The following is a 17527-nucleotide window of genomic DNA, read 5'->3' as shown; positions in this document are numbered from 1 at the left end:
CGTCTAACTTAAATCTCAAAAGCTTCGAAAAGGGGCATCATGCCGACTAAGGCGACTGTGGCCATTGTCGGGTCGGGGAACATCAGCACTGACCTGCTCTACAAGCTGTTGCGATCGGACTGGCTGGAACCGCGCTGGATGGTCGGCATCGACCCGGAGAGCGAGGGCTTGGCCCGGGCCCGCAAGCTGGGTTTGGAGACCACCCACGAGGGTGTGGACTGGCTGTTGGCCCAGCCGGAGAAGCCCGACCTGGTGTTCGAGGCCACCAGCGCCTACGTGCACCGCGACGCCGCCCCCAAGTACGAGGCCGCCGGCATCCGGGCGATCGACCTGACGCCGGCCGCGGTGGGCCCCGCGGTGATCCCGCCCGCCAACCTGCGCCAGCACTTGGACGCACCGAACGTCAACATGATCACCTGCGGAGGGCAGGCGACCATCCCGATCGTCTACGCGGTGTCACGCGCCGTCGCCGACCTCGGCGGCGTGCCGTATGCCGAGATCGTCGCCTCGGTCGCCTCGCTGTCGGCCGGTCCCGGCACCCGCGCCAACATCGACGAGTTCACCAAGACCACCAGCCGGGGTGTGGAGACCATCGGCGGCGCCAAGCGCGGCAAGGCGATCATCATCTTGAACCCGGCTGACCCGCCGATGATCATGCGCGACACCATCTTCTGCGCCATCCCGGAGGACGCCGACCGGGACGCGATCGCCAAGTCCATCCACGACGTGGTGGCCGAGGTGCAGACCTATGTACCGGGCTACCGGCTGCTCAACGAGCCCCAGTTCGACGACCCGTCGATCAACTCGGGTGGTCAGGCGCTCGTCACTACGTTCGTCGAAGTGGAGGGTGCGGGCGACTATCTGCCGCCTTACGCTGGAAATCTCGACATCATGACCGCCGCGGCCACGAAAGTCGGCGAGGAGATCGCCAAGGAATCCTTGAGCGCGACGGCCGGAGGAGCGCAATCATGAGCACCGACATCTTCTTCAACCCGGTCTGGGACGTCCGGATGACCGACACGTCGTTGCGGGACGGCTCCCACCACAAGCGCCACCAGTTCACCAAGGACGAGGTCGGCGCCATCGTGGCCGCCCTCGACGCCGCGGGGGTGCCCGTCATCGAGGTCACCCACGGCGACGGCCTGGGCGGCTCGAGCTTCAACTACGGGTTCTCCAAGACCCCCGAGCAGGAGCTGATCAAGCTGGCCGCCGAGACGGCCAAGGAGGCCAAGATCGCCTTCTTGATGCTGCCCGGCGTCGGCACCAAGGAAGACATCAAGGAGGCCCAGAACAACGGCGGCTCGATCTGCCGGATCGCCACCCACTGCACCGAGGCCGACGTGTCGATCCAGCACTTCGGCCTGGCCCGCGAACTCGGGTTGGAAACCGTCGGGTTCCTGATGATGAGCCACACCATCTCGCCCGAGAAGCTGGCCGCGCAGGCCCGGATCATGGCCGACGCGGGCTGCCAGTGCGTCTACGTGGTCGATTCGGCCGGGGCGCTGGTACTCGAGGGCGTGCGCGACCGGGTTGCCGCGCTGGTCGCCGAGCTCGGCGACGACGCCCAGGTGGGCTTTCACGGCCACGAGAACCTCGGGCTCGGTGTGGCCAACAGTGTGGAGGCCGTCCGGGCGGGCGCCAAGCAGATCGACGGCTCGTGTCGCCGGTTCGGCGCCGGTGCGGGCAACGCGCCCGTCGAGGCGCTGATCGGGGTGTTCGACAAGATCGGCGTGAAGACCGGGATCGACTTCTTCGACATCGCCGACGCCGCCGAAGACGTGGTCGCCCCCGCCATGCCCGCCGAGTGCCTGCTCGACCGCAACGCCCTGATCATGGGCTACTCCGGGGTGTACTCCAGCTTCCTCAAGCACGCCATCCGCCAGTCCGAGCGTTACGGGGTGCCCGCCCACCAGCTGCTGCACCGCGCGGGCCAGCGCAAACTCATCGGCGGCCAGGAAGACCAGCTCATCGACATCGCCCTGGAGATCAAACGCGAGCAAGAAAGCGGCGCCGCCCCCGCTCGCTGATCCGCCCTTTCGCCGGCGTCGCACACAGGCTACGCAAAGCCGCCGCGGGTACCCTGTCGCGTATGAGCAAATCCAACACAGTCGGCGCCCGTCGCCGCGGGCTGTACGGCGTGCTCGCCGGGGGGTTAATGACCGCTACCGCCGCAACGGTGATCGCGCTGCCCGTGGCAGGCATAGCTAACGCGGATCCGGGATGCAATCAGGACGTGGGTTCGTCAATCGACTCATACCTGCAGCGGCATCCCGACCTGCACCAGCAACTGCAGGCCAAGTCGCAGGCAGAGGGCGGCAACGGCAACGTCATCGACTACCTCAATCGGCATCCCGACGTCCGCCAGCACCTGATTGACCTTTCCCACGCGTGCCCACCCTAGTGAGTCAGCGTCGTCTTTGAACGCTGCGGCCGACGCGCGGGAACGTTCGCCATTGACGAAAAAGTAGAACACGTTCTAGCGTCTATGCGTGTTCTCTGAATCCCTCACCGCTGCGATCGCAGAGGCCGAGCAGTTGGTGGCCGATGCACCGTTCATCGAGACCGAAGCCGACCTGCTCGAAGGGTTGCAGTACCTGGCCGGCTGTATCTCGGGCTGCATCCATCTGGCCGTGGACTATGACCGCGACCACCCCTTCCTGCAGTCTGGCACCGGGCCGTTCACCAAGATGGGGCTGGACAACCCCGACACCCTCTACTTCGGTACCCGGGTGCACGCCAATCACGACTACGTGGTCACCGGCCGGCGCGGCACCACCACCGACCTGAGTTTCCAGCTACTCGGCGGTGAGTACACGGACGACTTCGTGCCCGTCAGCCAGGCCGCTTTCGACGACCGCGAGCTCGAGATCGCTCCCGACGGCAGCTTCGAGTGGCGGGTGCGGCCGACGAGTCCGGGGCAATTGGTCATCCGCGAGGTATACGGGGACTGGGCGGCGCAGCGCGGCACGCTGGCGATCTCGCGGCTCGACACGGCGGGGACGGCCCCGCCGCCGTTGACCCGCGAGCTCATCGAAAAGCGTTACGCCACAGCGGGAAAGCAGCTTGTCCAGCGAGTGAAGACCTGGCTGCAATTCCCGCAGTGGTTTTATCTCGACCTACCGGTCAACACCATGGTGCCGCCGCGACTGACTCCGGGCGGCCTGGCCACGCAATACTCGTCGGTCGGGCACTTCGACCTGCGACCGGATCAGGCGATGGTGATCACCATCCCGGTCAGCGACGCACCCTACCTCGGCTTCCAGCTGGGCAGCCTCTGGTACATCTCGCTGGACTACATCAACCACCAGACCTCGCTGAACAACACTCAGGCGCAGGCGGATCCGGATGGCAAGGTGCGCATCGTCGTCGCCGAGCAGAACCCGGGAGTGACGAACTGGACCGAGACGGTCGGCCACCGGCGGGGCTTCCTACAGTTCCGCTGGCAGCGGGTGTCGCGTGAGCTCACCGACGCCGACGGCCCCACGGTCGAGGTGGTCGACATCGACAAGGTTTCGGCCGCGTTGCCGTACTTCGAGCACAACAAGATTTCAGAGGATGACTGGCGCGCCCGAATTGCGCTGCGCCACCAACAGATTCAGGCAAGGATGCTGGGATGACGAAGTTGCTCGACGGCAAGGTGGTGGTGATCAGCGGCGTCGGCCCGGGCCTGGGCACGACGCTGGCGCACCGATGCACGCGGGAAGGCGCCGACCTGGTGCTGGCGGCCCGCACGCCGGAGCGCCTCGACGACGTCGCCAAGCAGATCGCCGACCTCGGCGGCCGCGCGACAACGGTGCGCACCGACATCACCGAGGACGACCAGGTGAGCAACCTGGTTGACGCCACCATGGAGGCCTACGGAAAGGTCGACGTGCTGATCAACAACGCGTTCCGGGTGCCGTCGCTGAAACCGTTCTCGGGGACCAGCTTTCAGCACATCCGCGATGCGATCGAACTCAGCGCGCTCGGCGCGCTGCGGCTGATCCAGGGGTTTACGCCGGCGCTGGCCGAGTCGAAGGGCTCGATCGTCAACGTCAACTCCATGGTGCTGCGGCACTCGCAGGCGAAGTACGGCGCCTACAAGATGGCCAAGTCCGCGCTGCTGTCCATGTCGCATTCGCTGGCCACCGAGCTGGGTGAACAGGGGATCCGAGTCAATTCCGTTGCACCCGGCTATATCTGGGGCGAGACGCTGCAGGGCTACTTCAACCACCAGGCCGGCAAGTACGGCACCACGGCCGAGCAGATCTACCAGGCCACCGCGGCCGGCTCCGACCTGAAGCGGCTGCCGACCGAGGACGAGGTCGCCTCGGCGATCCTGTTCCTGGCCAGCGACCTGTCCAGCGGCATCACCGGGCAGACTTTGGACGTCAATTGCGGGGAGTATCACACCTAATGCCGCCATCGACGATGCAGGGCGAAGCGATGAGGAGGAGATGGCGATGACGGTTGCACGCACCGATGTCGGCACCGTTGACGACCTGAAGGCGTCCGCCAGCAAGATGATCGGGCTGGACGATTTCGGCAGCAACGACGACAACTACCTCGAAGCGCTGGAAGTGCTGCTGGACTCCTACCGGCGCGACGCCGACCTGACGCCATTGGGCAGCAAGATGAATCGGTTCTTCCTGCGCGGTGCGCTGGTGGCCAGGCTGTTGTCCGAGGCCGCCTGGAAGCAGTACCCCCAACACGCCGACGTCGCCATCGAACGGCCGATCTTCGTCACCGGGCTGGTGCGCACCGGCACCACCGCCTTGCATCGGCTGCTCGGCGCCGATCCCGCGCACCAGGGCCTGCACCTGTGGTTGGCCGAATTTCCGCAGCCGCGCCCGCCCCGCGAAACCTGGGATTCCAACCCGTTTTACAGCCAACTGAACGCGCAGTTCGAGAAGCATCACGCCGAGAACCCGGACTACACGGGTCTGCACTTCATGGCGGCGTACGAACTGGAGGAGTGCTGGCAGCTGCTGCGGCAGTCGCTGCATTCCGCGTCCTACGAGACGCTGGCGCATCTGCCCACCTACTCGCAGTGGCTGTCCCAGCAGGACTGGACGCCGTCGTATCAGCGGCACCGCCGCAACCTTCAGTTGATCGGACTCAACGACGCCGACAAGCGGTGGGTGCTGAAGAACCCCAGCCACCTGTTCGCGCTGGATGCGTTGATGGCGACCTATCCCGACGCGTTGGTGATCCAGACCCATCGTCCGGTCGAAACGATCATGGCCTCGATGTGCTCGCTGGCACAGCACACCGCCGAGGGATGGTCGACGTCGTTCACGGGCGCCCAAATCGGCGCCGACGCAATGGAAACGTGGTCGCGGGGGCTGGAGCGGTTCAACACCGCGCGGGCCAAATACAGCCCGTCGCAGTTCTACGACGTGGACTACAAGGAGTTGATCGCCGACCCCATGGGCACGGTGGCCGACATCTACCGACACTTCGGCCTGACGTTGACCGAAGAGGCCAAGGCGGCGATGGAAAAGACCCACGCCGACAGCCAGTCCGGCGCGCGGGCACCCAAGCACACCTACTCGCTGGCCGACTACGGGCTGAGCACCGAAACGGTCAAGGAGCGGTTCGCGGGCCTGTAAAACACAGCCGTCACAAGGATTTCCGAGTGCGATCCGGCCCCGGGCCGGACGTCTGCTCAGTCGTCCTCTGGCTCGTGGTCGAGATAGCCCTCGGCGACCGCATGTTCAATGCTGTCACCGAGTTTCGGGCACGACTTCGTGCGCGCGGTGTCGCCCCCGGACTCGCGCACCTCGGTGAAGTGCGCGCAGCGCTGCCAGGCCTCGGTGTTCCACTGCACCGCGGTGTGCCCCGGCCCCAGCCTGCGAACGGTGACCCGCACGTGGCAGAACCGGCAGTCCACCGGCAGCAGACCCGCGTTCAGGTACCGCTCGCGGTCGGCGCGGCTGGCTTCGGCGACCGCCGCCGCGCGCTGTGGGTCGTTGGTGAAATCCCTTGACTTCGACCAGGATCCGCCCTTGCGTTCCGGGCCGGCCGGATGCTCGTCGTCGTCGTGATGATCGCCATGCAGCAACAACATCGACCGCGCGAGCTGATCGACGTCAGGTACCGCCGGCTGATCGTCGCCCATGATTCCTAGTGTTGCTTGGCCGGCACGTCGTCGGTGGCCGCCTCGTCAGCCTCGGAGTCCTTGGCCTTGAGGTTCTCCTCGACCTCGGCGTTCCAATACTCGTTGGCGCGGGTGGTGTCCACCTCGATCTCGAAGCGCTCCACCATCTCCGGCTCGATGTCCGCGACGTCGACATAGAACTGCTGGTACCAGCGGCGCAGCTGGTAGACCGCACCATCCTCTTCGACCAGCAGCGGATTGTCGATGCGGGTCTTGTGCTTCCAGATCTCGACGTCCTGCAGGAAGCCCTTGCTCACACCCTCGGTGAACACCTTCGACAGCTTGTCGGTCATCTTTTCGTCCATACCCTTGGGCTTTTCGACGATGACACCCCACTGCAGCACGAACGAGTTCTGGGTCACCGGGTAGTGGCAGTTGATCAGGATCGACTCGGCCTTGTAGCCGCCGTAGCTGTTGTGCAGCCAGTTGATCATGAACGACGGCCCGAAGTAGGACGCCTCCGAATCCAGGTGCGCCTCACCGTAGGTGGTGCCGAGGTCGTTGACGTCCGGGCGGCCCACGTTGTGCAGGTACTGCGACGCGATGTGGCCCTCGAAAACGTTCTTGAAATACGTCGGCAACCCGAAATGGATGTAGAAGAAGTGCGCCATGTCGGTGACGTTGTCGATGATGTCGCGGCAGTTGGACCCCTCGATGAGGATGCTGTTCCAGCGCCAATCGGTCCACTCGTCGCTGGCCGCTTCCGGAATGTCCGGAATGCGCACGGCCGGGTCCGGCGGATTGTTCTCGTGGTCGTGCCACACGAACAGCAGGCCGCCGCGCACGTCGGTCGTCCACGACCGGGTCCGCGCGGTCTTGGGGGTGCGCTTGGCGTAGGGGACCAGTTTGCAGCGGCCGTCGCCGCCCCAGCGCCAGTCGTGGAACGGGCAGGCGACCTCGTCGCCCTTGATGGTGCCCTCCGACAGGTCCCCGCCCATGTGCCGGCAATACCCGTCGAGGACCTTGATGTCCCCGTGCGAGTCGGCGAACACCACCAGCTTGGTGCCGAACGCCTCAATCGAATGCGGCTTGCCGTCCTGGAAGTCCTTGGCGACGCCCAGGCAGTGCCAGCCGCGGGCGTATCTGGTCGGCAAGTCGCCGGGATCGATTTCCCGGATGCCGACCGCCTTGGTGTCGGTACTCACCTGTCACCTCCAACTCGCTGGGCCTCTAACTAGAACACGTTACAGTTTTGCGGCGGGGGCGCGCAACGACGGCGAGCCTGGCCATTACATATGCGCACTGGGGTATATCTAAACGATGCCGCTGTTTGCGTTCGAGGGCCGCGCGCCACGGGTCGATCCCACCGCTTTCGTGGCCCCGACGGCCACGCTTATCGGCGACGTCGTGGTGGAGGCGGGGGCCTCGGTCTGGTTCAACGCCGTCTTGCGCGGCGACTACGGGCCCATCGTGGTGCGCGAGGGCGCCAACGTCCAAGACGGGTCGGTGTTGCACGCGCCTCCGGGTATCCCGGTCGACATCGGTCCCGGCGCGACGGTCGCGCATCTGTGCGTCATTCACGGGGTCCACGTCGGGCAGGAGGCGCTCATCGCGAATCACGCCACCGTGCTGGACGGTGCGGTGATCGGCGCGCGCAGCCTGGTCGCCGCGCACTCGTTGGTGACGGCGGGCACCCAGATCCCGCCGGGCATGCTGGCCGTCGGCGCGCCGGCTCAGATCAGGGGACCGGTCGCCGGCACCGGGGCCGAGATGTGGATCAAGGTGAACCCGCAGGCCTACCGCGACCTCGCCCAGCGGCATCTGGCCGGGTTGGAACCGCTCTAGACCGTGTCGCCCGGCGGCGCGACCTTGTGCGCGATCCAGTCGTCGATGTGGCCCATGGTGATGGATAACGCCGGACCGGAGAAGACCATGTGGTCGGACCCCGAGATTTCGACGTAGCTCGCGTTGGGATACCGGGCTGCGGCCCGGCGCGCCAGCCGCGGCGGCACGATACGGTCTTGGCTGCCCGCGATCACAAGCACTGGCCCCGAGACCGCGTCGGAGCCCACTTTTGCTGCCTTGGCCCGGTCCAGCCACGGCATAGCCAGCTCGAAGAACAGCACCCGTCCGGATTCGCAGACCAGATCGTTGAACGCTTCGCGCGCGGCTTCCTCGGTCTGCGCGCCCGCGACGCCCCGCCGAAACCGTTGCCACGTCGGGGGATAAACCGGTTTGGCCCACGGTCGCGTCTTTAGGGCATGCGGAAACGCGATCCCGAGAGTTGTCGGGTTGAGACCCGAGGGGCCTACCGACGACGGACATGCGGCGATCAAGCCGGCGTGCGCCGTGTGGGCGGCGACCAGTTGGACCAACAGACCGCCCAACGAATGTCCGACCAGGAGCGGCGGGGAGTCCAGCGAGGCGACCAGGGAGACGAGATCGTCCGCGTAATCACGGATACTCAATGACGCAATCTTGGCCGCGCCTTCGCGCAGAGGCAGCTCGTGGTGCCGCAGAGTCGGGGTGTGCACGGTGAAGCCGCGGTTCTCAAAAGCGGCCCGCGCAGGAGCCCACTGCTGCCCGCGGCTCCACGAGCCGTGAACGAGCACGACGTGCTTGTCGGACATGGGCATCAGCCTGACATCGATGTCCCGTCAAATGTGAAATCTGCGATGTTCAACCGGCGTGTCGCGCCGTGGATTTCTGGCCGGGCTGGAACCGCTCTAGACCTTGCGGGTGTTGGCCGCCGCGCGTTCCATCTCCCAGTAGGCGCGCAGGGCCACCATCTTGCCCTGGGCGTTGACGCGGTAGGTGAAGACGCCCTCGGCGGTCGTCTGGTACTCACCCGTCGTGATGAGGATGTGCCCCACGTTGGCTTCCTCGTTGCCGCACTGGTACGTGTCGCGGAAGAAGAACTCGATCTTCGTGGTGGGGGCGATTGCCTTGTCCCAGAAGGCCGAGATCGCGTCGCGGCCACGGTGCCCCAGGCCTTCCGGGTCGAAAACCGAAGGGCCGATCGGGTCTTCGACGATGGCGTCATCGGCGAACACCGCCAGCCAGGCGTCCTTGTCCCGGGCCGCCACCGCCTCGCGGGAGCGGCGGCCGGCCTCGTGCGCGGGATGCGCGCTCACGAGACCTTCTGGGCCGCGGGCTTGTCGGCGCCCACCACCCACATCGAGTAGTACTGCGAGCCACCGCCGTAGGCGTGACCCAAAGCCTTTCGCGCGTTGGGCACCTGGTGGTCGCCGCCCTTGCCCATCACCTGAATGGCCGCTTCGGCGAAGCGAATCAGGCCCGACGCGCCGATCGGGTTCGACGACAACACGCCGCCCGACGGGTTCACCGGCAGCCGGCCGCCGATCTTGGTTTCGCCGGCTTCGGTGAGTTTCCAGCCCTCGCCCTCGGCGGCAAAGCCGAGGTTTTCCAACCACATCGGCTCGAACCAGGAGAACGGCACGTAGATTTCCGCGGCGTCGATCTCGTCGATCGGGCTCTCGATGCCGGCGGCCGTCCACAGCGCCGCGGCCGCGTCGCGGCCGGCCTGCGGGCTGACCTGGTCGCGTCCGGCGAACTGCAGCGGCTCGGTGCGCAGCGCGGTGGCGTGGATCCAGGCCACCGGATGTCCTTGCGCCAGGCGAGCTTCGGCGGCCTCCTCGTTGCCGATCACTACGGCGGCGGCACCGTCGGACGACGGGCAGGTCTCGTCGTAACGGATCGGGTCCCACAGCATCGGCGACGACATCACCTTCTCGACCGTGATGTCGGGTTGGTGCAGGTGCGCCAGCGGATTCTTGCTGCCGTTGAGCCGGTCCTTGACCGCGACGATGGCACCGATGTTCGTGGGCGCGCCGGACCGGCGGATGTACGAGCGCACGTGCGGGGCGAAGTACCCGCCCGCACCGGCACCCACCGGCTTGATGAAGGGGATCGGAATCGACAACGCCCACATGGCATTCGACTCCGACTGTTTCTCCCACGCCATCGCGAGCACGCGGCGGTACTTGCCGGACTGCACCAGGCTGGCCGCCACCACCCCGGTGGACCCGCCGACCGAACCCGCGGTGTGCACGCGGATCAGCGGCTTGCCCGTGGCGCCCATGGCGTCGGCCATGAACAGCTCGGGCATCATGACGCCCTCGAAGAAGTCCGGCGCCTTGCCGACCACCACGGCGTCGATGTCGTCGAATGTGCTGCCGGAGTCGGCGAGCGCGCGGTCGATCGCCTCGCGCACCAGGCCGTTCATCGAAACGTCTTGGCGCTTGGCGACGTACTTCGTCTGCCCGGTACCCAGTACCGCAGCAACGTTTGGCCCTGCACCGGCCATCAGTTCTTTCCTTCCATCACCGCGACCAGGTTCTGTTGTAGCGCAGGCCCGCTGGTGGCGTGCGCCAGCACCCGCTCGGCCGACCCGTTCCAGATGTGCTGTGCCGCAAAGCCGATGCGTTCGAGACCGGCGACGAACATGGGATTGGCCGCCAGCGCGCCGCCGGACGGGTTGACCTTGGTCGGTCCCGGTATCCGGATGGCTTCCTCGATGATCAGGTGCTGGTGGGTGAACGGCGCACAGATCTCGGCCACGTCGAGGTTGTCGGTCCGCCCGCCGGTGGCCACGTGTGCCGCGGCGCTGGTCGACGGAGACTCGGTGAGATCCCGCGCGCCCAGCGACGGGGTTTCGATGCGATGCTCGATCCCGGTGATCCATGCCGGGTTTTCGCGCAGCTCGCGCGCCCGGTCGCCGGCCGCGAGCACGATGGCCGCGGCGCCGTCGGTGATCGGAGCGATGTCGTGCCGGCGCAGCGGGTCGGCGAAGAACGGCCGCTCGAGCAGTTCGGCCACGCTGATCGACCCCTCGACGTTGTCCACGCGGCGCGCGTTGGCGAAGGAGTCGAAGGCCACGCGGGCCATCTGCTCCTCGGTCCACTTGCCGGTGTCCAGCCCGATGCGCGCCTGCAGCCCGGCCATCGAGATCGAATCGGGCCACAACGGCGCGACGGTATAGGGGTCGGTCTGCCGCGTCAGGATCTGACGCAGGATGCCGGCCGACGACTTGCCGAAGCCGTACACCAGCGCGGTGTCGACCTCGCCGGTCAGGATCTTGATGTAGGCCTCGTAAAGTGCCCAGGCCGCGTCCATTTCGACGTGTGATTCGTTGATCGGTGGAACGGCGCCGATCGAGTCGATCGCCGAGATGAACGAAAATGCCCGTCCGGCAAGGTAATCGGATGATCCGGAACACCAGAAGCCGATGTCGGTCCGGCTGATGCCCAGCTCCTCGTACAGCTGGGCGAAACACGGAATCAACATCTCGACACCGTTGGTGGTGCCGTCGGTGCGGCGGACGTGTGGGGCGTGGGCAAAGCCGACGACCGCAACGTTGCGAGCGCTCATGTGCAGGTAAGCCCTTTACAGGTGGTGCTTGTAGGTGTCGTAGTCGGCGTCGGGTTCCCCGGTCGGCCGGAAGTACTCGATGTTGTCGATGCCAAAACCCCACTCCTCGCGGGGTTTCCACACCGCCTCGACGCGCATGCCCATCCGTACTTCGTGGGCGTCGATGTCGGCGACTAGATGCAGGAACGGGATGTCGGCCCCGTCGAGCAGCACGTAGGCCGCCACGTAGGGCGGCTTGATCCGCTGGCCCTGGAACGGGATGTTGATGATCGCGAACGTCGTGACGGTGCCCTTGTCCGGCAACTCCACGAACTCGGTCGTCGGCTGGCCGGTGGCCGGGTCGGCGCCATGCGGCGGGAAATAGACCTTGCCGTTCTCACCCGTCTTCGCGCCCAGCAGCTTGCCCTGCGCGATGGCCCGCAGGTAGGCGCTCTCCTCGTGCGAGGCGCTGTGCTGGATGGTCAGCGAGACGGGCGTGACGATCATCGTCACCGGGTCTTTGTCGCCGTCCGATTGCTCGGTCACAGCCTCGGCTTCGTCGCCGAGCGAGAAATAGGCGATGTCGGTGATCGCGCCCACCGGCTCGTCCACCCAGTGCACATGCACCCGGGTGCCGGTCTTGATAGCCTTCGGCTCGCCCGCGTCGACCGCGTGGATCAGCGGGGTGTCGGCGCCGTCCAGCTTGATCAGCGCCCAGGCGAAAGGCCGGTCCAGCGGCTGGCCCTCGATCGGTTCGGGCTGCCAGGTCCACGAGACCACGGTGCCGACACTGGACACCGGTACCATCTCGCCCAGCGGCTCGTAGGTGACCGGGTCATATTCCGGCGGCGGCACGTGCACCCGGCCATCCGATCCGCGCACACCCAGGACGTGGCGGTCACGCAGCGCGGTGAAGAACTTGCTCAGCGTGGGGCCGACCGAACGGGTGTAGTCGAAGGACAACGTCAGTGGCGCGGCGAGCGGTGGCTCAGGGTGATCCATCAGGGGCGGGCTACTCGAGCTGGCTGTCACGCCATCGAGTAGAACAGGTTCTAAGAACGGATTCAACATCGGGTCTGCTATCCGGAAAGGAAGACGATGAAGCTGGGATTGCAGCTGGGATATTGGGGCGCTCAGCCGCCGCAGAACCATGGCGAGCTCGTCGCCGCGGCCGAGGACGCCGGATACGACGCCGTCTTCACCGCCGAAGCCTGGGGATCGGACGCCTACACGCCGCTGGCCTGGCTGGGTTCGTCGACGTCGCGGGTGCGGCTGGGCACCTCGGTGGTGCAGTTGTCCGCCCGCACCCCGACGGCCTGCGCCATGGCGGCCCTGACGCTCGATCACCTGTCCGGCGGGCGGCACGTCCTGGGCCTCGGCGTCTCCGGCCCGCAGGTGGTCGAGGGCTGGTACGGCCAGTCGTTCCCCAAGCCGCTGGCGCGCACCCGCGAATACATCGACATCGTCCGGCAGGTGTGGGCGCGCGAGGCTCCGGTGACCAGCGCCGGGCCGCACTACCCGCTGCCGCTGACCGGCGAGCGCGCAACGGGTCTGGGCAAGCCACTCAAGCCCATCACCCATCCGTTGCGGGCCGACATCCCGATCATGCTGGGCGCCGAGGGACCGAAGAACGTCGCGCTGGCCGCCGAGATCTGCGACGGCTGGCTGCCGATCTTCTACACGCCGCGCATGGCCGACACCTACAACGAATGGCTGGACGAGGGATTCGCCCGCCCGGGCGCGCGCCGCAGCCGCGAGGACTTCGAGATCTGCGCGACGGCCAACATCGTCATCACCGAGGATCGCAGCGCCGCCTTCGCGGCGATGAAGCCCTACATCGCGCTCTACATGGGTGGGATGGGCGCGGAGGACACCAACTTCCACGCCGATGTCTACCGCCGGATGGGCTACGCGCAAGTGGTCGACGACGTGACGAAGCTGTTCCGCAGCAACCAGAAGGACAAGGCCGCCGAAATCATCCCCGACGAGGTGATCGACGACGCTGCGATCGTCGGCGACCTCGACTACGTGCGTAAGCAGATCAAGGCCTGGGAGGCCGCCGGCGTCACCATGATGGTGGTGTCCGGCCGCAGTACAGAGCAGGTCCGCGAGCTGGCGACGTTGATCTGAAACCCGCCCACGACAAACTAGAACACGTTCTATTTTTCTTGCCAGGGGCTTAGAACGCGTTCTAGATTGTCCGGATGACACGCCCGACGACGATGCAGAGCGCGCAGCGCGATGAGGAGACGGGCAGTCGATCCCGGTCCGGCCGGTCAGCCGAGCGGGTGGGCGTCGCCGAATGTCATCTCGACGTGGCCGACAGTTCCAGAGACCATCGCCCGCTTCGGCAGGCCCAGCGACCTCAGCTCCTCGGCGTAGGCGTGGTCGCCCAGTCGCAACTTCGCCCCGCCGAGCTGACCGCGCAGCCCGCGCACCCGCATCTCCCAGGGCACTTCCCGGGTGGTGCCGTCGGCGAAGGTGTACGTCTTGAGCACCTGCGGGCGCGACGTGAACATCGAGGGCACCGGCACTCCGCGGGCGAAGTCGATGCCGGCGATGTGCGCGCCGTCGGCGCTGACGTCGAATCCGAACCGGCCGTGCTCGCGAACGGTGAAGTCCGCCATGATCTTCGGGAATCCCCAGATCGAGCGCCCGGCTTCCAGGGTGAAGCTCTGGTCGACGGGCAGATGATGGATGAACGCGGCCGCGCCGCCCAGGGCCCGCCAGCCGCGCGCCGTCGAGCCGGGTGGGTTGACCATGACGCAGGTACCGAATTCGTGGTACTGCCCCAGATCGCCGTCGATGTAGCGCGCCAGCATCAGGTTCACCACCGCCCGGCCGGGGCGGGGCTGGCAGACCTGCAGACCGCTGTAGTCGATAAGGCGTTGTGCCGCTTGCGCATCCACCGAGAACATCGCGGTGTGTACGTCCGCTTTTCGTATCCGCACCGGCATGGTGAGGACCGTCCCCGCAACTACGTGTTGTGACTCAGGCATGCCGGTAACTGTAATCCGCTCGTCAATATCTGGAGGCTGTGAATGACTTCGACCATCCCCGAAGCGATCTCGAACATCGACCTGACCGACGGCAACTTCTACGCCGACCGTCACACGTCGCGCGAGGCCTATCGCTGGATGCGGGCCAACCAGCCGGTGTTTCGTGATCGCAACGGACTGGCCGGTGCCACGACGTATCAAGCCATCCTCGACGCCGAGCGCAATCCGGAACTCTTCTCCAGCACGGGCGGCATCCGTCCCGATCAGCCGGGCATGCCGTACATGATCGACATGGACGATCCGGCACACCTGGTACGGCGCAAGCTGGTCAACGCCGGCTTCACCCGTAAGCGGGTGAAGGAGAAGGAGCCGTCCATCGCCAAGCTGTGCGACACCCTGATCGACGCGGTGTGCGAGCGCGGCGAGTGTGACTTCGTCCGCGACATCGCCGCCCCGCTGCCGATGGCGGTGATCGGCGACATGCTGGGCGTGCTGCCCCAGGAGCGCAGCATGCTGCTGAAGTGGTCCGACGACCTGGTGTGCGGGCTGAGCTCACACATCGACCCGGAATCGGAGGTGGCCCAGAGCGTGATGAACGCCTTCGCCGCCTACACCGCGTTCACCATGGACATCATCGCCAAGCGACGAGCCGAGCCCACCGACGACCTGTTCTCCATCTTGGTGAACGCCGAGGTGGAGGGTCAGCGCATGTCCGACAACGAGATCGTCATGGAGACGCTGCTCATCCTCATCGGCGGCGACGAGACCACCCGCCACACGCTGAGCGGAGGGACAGAGCAGCTGGTGCGGCACCGCGACCAGTGGGATGCGCTGGTGCGCGATCCCTCGCTGCTGCCCGGCGCCATCGAGGAGATGCTGCGCTGGACGTCGCCGGTGAAGAACATGTGCCGAATCCTGACCGCAGACACCGAATTCCACGGCACCTCACTGCGTGAGGGCGAGAAGATCATGTTGCTGTTCGAGTCGGGCAACTTCGATGAGTCGGTGTTCGAGGATCCGGACAGCTTCGACATCCGACGTAACCCCAACAGCCACATGGCTTTCGGTTTCGGCACGCACTTCTGCCTGGGCAACCAGCTGGCCCGCCTGGAACTTTCGATGATGACCGAGCGGGTGCTCAAGCGGCTGCCGGATCTCCGGCTGGCCGACGACGACTCGACCCTGCCGCTGCGGCCGGCGAACTTCGTCAGCGGCCTGGAATCGATGCCGGTGGTGTTCACCCCGAGCGCGCCGCTGCTGAGCTGATTCGGCGCGCCCATGCCGCTGGACACCCGGGCGATGATGCCGCCCGGCGTGTCTTCGGCCGTAACGCGAACGACGCTCCAACCCGACTCGGCGAGGGACTCTACGCGCCGAATGTCCTTGCCGAATTGTCTTCGGTCGGTGCGGTGTTGGTCGCCCTCATACTCGACCGCCAGTTGGATGTCCTGCCAACCCATGTCGAGCTCGGCGATCAGCGCGCCGTATTCGTGAACCGGTATCTGCGTCTGCGGCGGCGGGAAGCCCGCGCGGATCAGCAGGAGCCGCAGCCAGGTTTCGCGGGGAGACTCGGCGCCCGCGTCAACGAGTGGCAGCGCTACGCGCGCGCGGGTAATGCCGCGGCGGCCTCGGTGGCGCTCGGCGAGTAACTCGATCTCGCTCACCTTGAGATCGGTCGCGCGCGCCAGCGCGTCGATCGCTGCCACGGCCCGCTCGACGCGATAGCGACAGGCAATGTCGAGCGCCGTCCGGGCTGGCGTAGTCACCGGTATGCCGGCGGCTGTTTGTATCTCGTCCCCGGCCAGTCGATCTGACCACGTGTGAACGCCGCCGGGCGGCCGGCGGTACGCGTAAAGCAGCTCAGCGGGTGCGCGGTCATCGATCCATTTCGTGCCGTACAGGGCTGCCGCTGATCTGCCCGCGACGACACCGCGCCGACGAGACCACAACCAAGCCGACTGAGCGCGCAATCCGGCGGTCAGCGCAGTGTTGGCCGGGACGTACACGTCGGGATGGACCTTGACGAACCGGCGCCGCAGTGCGTACGGCGTCACCAGGCCGGATGCGACGGCCTCGCTGCCGATGAACGGCTCACCCCTGGCAGGAGTGTGCCGCAGAGCTCCGACAGGTCCGCCGCACGTGCACTGAGCGCGAAAATTTGCGCCGAAATTCGCAGTGAGTGCACGTTCGGCGCAAAAAGCTCTAGCGGTTTTTGAAGTTGGGCTTGCGCTTCTCGGCGAACGCCCGCGGGCCTTCCTTGGAGTCCTCGGAGAGGAACACCGGGATCCCGTTGGCGGTGTCGGGCTTGAAGGCCTCTTCCTCGTGCATGCCCTCGGTTTCGCGGATCGTTTTGAGGATCGCCTGCACGGCCAGGGGACCGTTGTTCTCGATGACCTCGGCGATCTCGAGTGCCTTGGTCAGCGCCTGCCCGTCGGGAACGACGTGGCCGATCAGGCCCATGTCCTTGGCTTCGGCGGCGGTGATGTGCCGTCCGGTCAGCAGCAGGTCGCAGGCCACGGTGTAGGGGATCTGGCGCACCAGGCGCACCGCCGAGCCGCCCATCGGGTACAGGCTCCACTTGGCCTCGGAGATGCCGAATTTGGCGCTCTCGCCGGCGACCCGGATGTCGGTGCCCTGCAGGATCTCGGTGCCCCCGGCGATGGCCGGGCCCTCGACGGCGGCGATCAGTGGCTTTTTCAGCCTGCGGCCTTTGAGCAAGGCGTCGATTCGCGACGGGTCGTAGCTGCCGTCCTTGAACGACTCACCCGGCGGCTTTTGGGTTGCTGTCTTCAGGTCCATGCCCGCGCAGAAGTAGCCACCGGCGCCCGTCAGGATGCAGCAGCGGATGTCGTCGTCGTTGTCGACGCGGTCCCAGGCCTGGACCATGATTTCCATCATTTCCGTGCTCAAGGCGTTGCGGCGGTGCGGTCGATTCATGGTCACGATGAGGGTGTGACCACGCTGTTCCACCAGCGCGTCGGGCCCGGTCTCCCCGTTTTCTGTGTTTGCTGGGGTTCCGGCATTCTCCACGGACACGGCTACCGCCTTTCCCTCGACAATGGGCACGAGCTTGCCTCGA

General features: G+C 66.4%; 18 protein-coding genes and 1 pseudogene. 9 read left to right on the top strand and 10 right to left on the bottom strand.

The genetic code is table 11. From position 1 onward, the window contains the following. Nucleotides 1-39: 39 nt before the first annotated feature. The 6 genes from ACYQ8K_RS02250 to ACYQ8K_RS02225 all read left to right on the top strand — a co-directional run bounded on the left by ACYQ8K_RS02250 (nucleotide 40) and on the right by ACYQ8K_RS02225 (nucleotide 5591). Nucleotides 40-972: an acetaldehyde dehydrogenase (acetylating) gene (locus ACYQ8K_RS02250; RefSeq protein ID WP_066870638.1), complete on the top strand. Its 933-nt coding sequence runs from the start codon at nucleotides 40-42 to the stop codon at nucleotides 970-972. Next, entirely contained in the window at nucleotides 969-2027 is a 1059-nt protein-coding gene (gene dmpG / locus ACYQ8K_RS02245) for a 4-hydroxy-2-oxovalerate aldolase (protein WP_459966760.1), read from the top strand. The genes ACYQ8K_RS02250 and dmpG overlap by 4 nt, the downstream gene beginning before the upstream one ends. A gap of 62 nt (nucleotides 2028-2089) precedes the next feature. Beyond that, nucleotides 2090-2401, top strand: coding sequence for a hypothetical protein (locus tag ACYQ8K_RS02240; RefSeq protein ID WP_459966758.1), 312 nt, complete (start codon nucleotides 2090-2092; stop codon nucleotides 2399-2401). An 88-nt stretch (nucleotides 2402-2489) separates the two neighbouring features. Then, on the top strand, nucleotides 2490-3617 hold the full coding sequence (locus ACYQ8K_RS02235) for a hypothetical protein (RefSeq protein ID WP_459966757.1): 1128 nt from the start codon (nucleotides 2490-2492) through the stop codon (nucleotides 3615-3617). Then, complete coding sequence (locus ACYQ8K_RS02230; protein ID WP_459966756.1) at nucleotides 3614-4396, top strand: SDR family oxidoreductase; 783 nt, start codon at nucleotides 3614-3616, stop codon at nucleotides 4394-4396. Before ACYQ8K_RS02235 ends, ACYQ8K_RS02230 begins: the two co-directional genes overlap by 4 nt. Before the next feature lie 46 nt (nucleotides 4397-4442). Continuing rightward, a complete protein-coding gene (locus ACYQ8K_RS02225) occupies nucleotides 4443-5591 on the top strand; it encodes a sulfotransferase family protein (RefSeq protein ID WP_459966754.1) in 1149 nt (382 codons plus the stop codon). 56 nt (nucleotides 5592-5647) lie between these two features. Here the strand turns inward: ACYQ8K_RS02225 and ACYQ8K_RS02220 are convergent, their stop codons facing one another. Together ACYQ8K_RS02220 and ACYQ8K_RS02215 are read right to left on the bottom strand one after the other, a co-directional pair. Further along, nucleotides 5648-6100, bottom strand: coding sequence for a hypothetical protein (locus ACYQ8K_RS02220; protein ID WP_459966753.1), 453 nt, complete (start codon nucleotides 6098-6100; stop codon nucleotides 5648-5650). Nucleotides 6101-6105: 5 nt separating this feature from the next. Then, nucleotides 6106-7284: a Rieske 2Fe-2S domain-containing protein gene (locus tag ACYQ8K_RS02215; RefSeq protein WP_459966752.1), complete on the bottom strand. Its 1179-nt coding sequence runs from the start codon at nucleotides 7282-7284 to the stop codon at nucleotides 6106-6108. A 115-nt stretch (nucleotides 7285-7399) separates the two neighbouring features. Between ACYQ8K_RS02215 and ACYQ8K_RS02210 the strand changes: the two genes are divergently transcribed. Then, nucleotides 7400-7924, top strand: coding sequence for a gamma carbonic anhydrase family protein (locus ACYQ8K_RS02210; RefSeq protein ID WP_459966751.1), 525 nt, complete (start codon nucleotides 7400-7402; stop codon nucleotides 7922-7924). Here ACYQ8K_RS02210 and ACYQ8K_RS02205 read toward each other — a convergent pair. The 5 genes from ACYQ8K_RS02205 to ACYQ8K_RS02185 form a co-directional block, all read right to left on the bottom strand. Further along, a complete protein-coding gene (locus tag ACYQ8K_RS02205; protein ID WP_459966750.1) occupies nucleotides 7921-8709 on the bottom strand; it encodes an alpha/beta hydrolase in 789 nt (262 codons plus the stop codon). The two genes, ACYQ8K_RS02210 and ACYQ8K_RS02205, sit on opposite strands and share 4 nt — an antisense overlap. A 96-nt stretch (nucleotides 8710-8805) precedes the next feature. Then, a complete protein-coding gene (locus tag ACYQ8K_RS02200) occupies nucleotides 8806-9213 on the bottom strand; it encodes a nuclear transport factor 2 family protein (RefSeq protein ID WP_459966749.1) in 408 nt (135 codons plus the stop codon). Beyond that, complete coding sequence (locus ACYQ8K_RS02195; protein ID WP_459966748.1) at nucleotides 9210-10406, bottom strand: thiolase domain-containing protein; 1197 nt, start codon at nucleotides 10404-10406, stop codon at nucleotides 9210-9212. The genes ACYQ8K_RS02200 and ACYQ8K_RS02195 overlap by 4 nt, the downstream gene beginning before the upstream one ends. Continuing rightward, nucleotides 10406-11470 carry a thiolase domain-containing protein gene (locus tag ACYQ8K_RS02190; RefSeq protein WP_459966746.1) on the bottom strand — a complete coding sequence of 355 codons (1065 nt, stop codon included), beginning with the start codon at nucleotides 11468-11470 and terminating at the stop codon, nucleotides 10406-10408. Before ACYQ8K_RS02190 ends, ACYQ8K_RS02195 begins: the two co-directional genes overlap by 1 nt. Nucleotides 11471-11485: 15 nt before the next feature. Then, a complete protein-coding gene (locus ACYQ8K_RS02185; RefSeq protein WP_459966745.1) occupies nucleotides 11486-12481 on the bottom strand; it encodes a Zn-ribbon domain-containing OB-fold protein in 996 nt (331 codons plus the stop codon). 66 nt (nucleotides 12482-12547) lie between these two features. On the opposite strand from ACYQ8K_RS02185, the gene ACYQ8K_RS02180 reads away from it, so the two are divergent. Further along, nucleotides 12548-13579, top strand: a complete 1032-nt coding sequence (locus ACYQ8K_RS02180; protein ID WP_459966744.1) for an LLM class F420-dependent oxidoreductase — start codon at nucleotides 12548-12550, stop codon at nucleotides 13577-13579. Between the two features lie 146 nt (nucleotides 13580-13725). On the opposite strand, the gene ACYQ8K_RS02175 is transcribed toward ACYQ8K_RS02180, so the two are convergent. Then, nucleotides 13726-14448 carry an acetoacetate decarboxylase family protein gene (locus ACYQ8K_RS02175; RefSeq protein WP_459966742.1) on the bottom strand — a complete coding sequence of 241 codons (723 nt, stop codon included), beginning with the start codon at nucleotides 14446-14448 and terminating at the stop codon, nucleotides 13726-13728. A gap of 42 nt (nucleotides 14449-14490) precedes the next feature. Here ACYQ8K_RS02175 and ACYQ8K_RS02170 point away from each other — a divergent pair, with 42 nt between their 5' ends. Further along, nucleotides 14491-15714, top strand: a complete 1224-nt coding sequence (locus ACYQ8K_RS02170; protein ID WP_459966740.1) for a cytochrome P450 — start codon at nucleotides 14491-14493, stop codon at nucleotides 15712-15714. Here ACYQ8K_RS02170 and ACYQ8K_RS02165 read toward each other — a convergent pair. Beyond that, nucleotides 15686-16565: pseudogene (locus tag ACYQ8K_RS02165) on the bottom strand (hypothetical protein). The gene ACYQ8K_RS02170 and the pseudogene ACYQ8K_RS02165 sit on opposite strands and share 29 nt — an antisense overlap. Before the next feature lie 85 nt (nucleotides 16566-16650). Then, complete coding sequence (locus tag ACYQ8K_RS02160; protein WP_459966829.1) at nucleotides 16651-17478, bottom strand: crotonase/enoyl-CoA hydratase family protein; 828 nt, start codon at nucleotides 17476-17478, stop codon at nucleotides 16651-16653. Nucleotides 17479-17527: the final 49 nt, after the last annotated feature.

The organism is Mycobacterium sp. MUNTM1 (genome assembly GCF_054660795.1).
This window is presented reverse-complemented; position numbering and strand designations above follow the sequence as displayed.

Excerpts from the sequence above, each read along its gene's own strand:
- ACYQ8K_RS02250 (WP_066870638.1), top strand. The coding sequence starts at position 40 with ATGCCGACTAAGGCGACTGTGGCCATTGTCGGGTCGGGGAACATCAGC.
- dmpG (WP_459966760.1), top strand. The coding sequence starts at position 969 with ATGAGCACCGACATCTTCTTCAACCCGGTCTGGGACGTCCGGATGACC.
- ACYQ8K_RS02240 (WP_459966758.1), top strand. The coding sequence starts at position 2,090 with ATGAGCAAATCCAACACAGTCGGCGCCCGTCGCCGCGGGCTGTACGGC.
- ACYQ8K_RS02230 (WP_459966756.1), top strand. The coding sequence starts at position 3,614 with ATGACGAAGTTGCTCGACGGCAAGGTGGTGGTGATCAGCGGCGTCGGC.
- ACYQ8K_RS02225 (WP_459966754.1), top strand. The coding sequence starts at position 4,443 with ATGACGGTTGCACGCACCGATGTCGGCACCGTTGACGACCTGAAGGCG.
- ACYQ8K_RS02220 (WP_459966753.1), bottom strand. The coding sequence starts at position 6,100 with ATGGGCGACGATCAGCCGGCGGTACCTGACGTCGATCAGCTCGCGCGG.
- ACYQ8K_RS02210 (WP_459966751.1), top strand. The coding sequence starts at position 7,400 with ATGCCGCTGTTTGCGTTCGAGGGCCGCGCGCCACGGGTCGATCCCACC.
- ACYQ8K_RS02205 (WP_459966750.1), bottom strand. The coding sequence starts at position 8,709 with ATGTCCGACAAGCACGTCGTGCTCGTTCACGGCTCGTGGAGCCGCGGG.
- ACYQ8K_RS02195 (WP_459966748.1), bottom strand. The coding sequence starts at position 10,406 with ATGGCCGGTGCAGGGCCAAACGTTGCTGCGGTACTGGGTACCGGGCAG.
- ACYQ8K_RS02190 (WP_459966746.1), bottom strand. The coding sequence starts at position 11,470 with ATGAGCGCTCGCAACGTTGCGGTCGTCGGCTTTGCCCACGCCCCACAC.
- ACYQ8K_RS02180 (WP_459966744.1), top strand. The coding sequence starts at position 12,548 with ATGAAGCTGGGATTGCAGCTGGGATATTGGGGCGCTCAGCCGCCGCAG.
- ACYQ8K_RS02175 (WP_459966742.1), bottom strand. The coding sequence starts at position 14,448 with ATGCCTGAGTCACAACACGTAGTTGCGGGGACGGTCCTCACCATGCCG.
- ACYQ8K_RS02170 (WP_459966740.1), top strand. The coding sequence starts at position 14,491 with ATGACTTCGACCATCCCCGAAGCGATCTCGAACATCGACCTGACCGAC.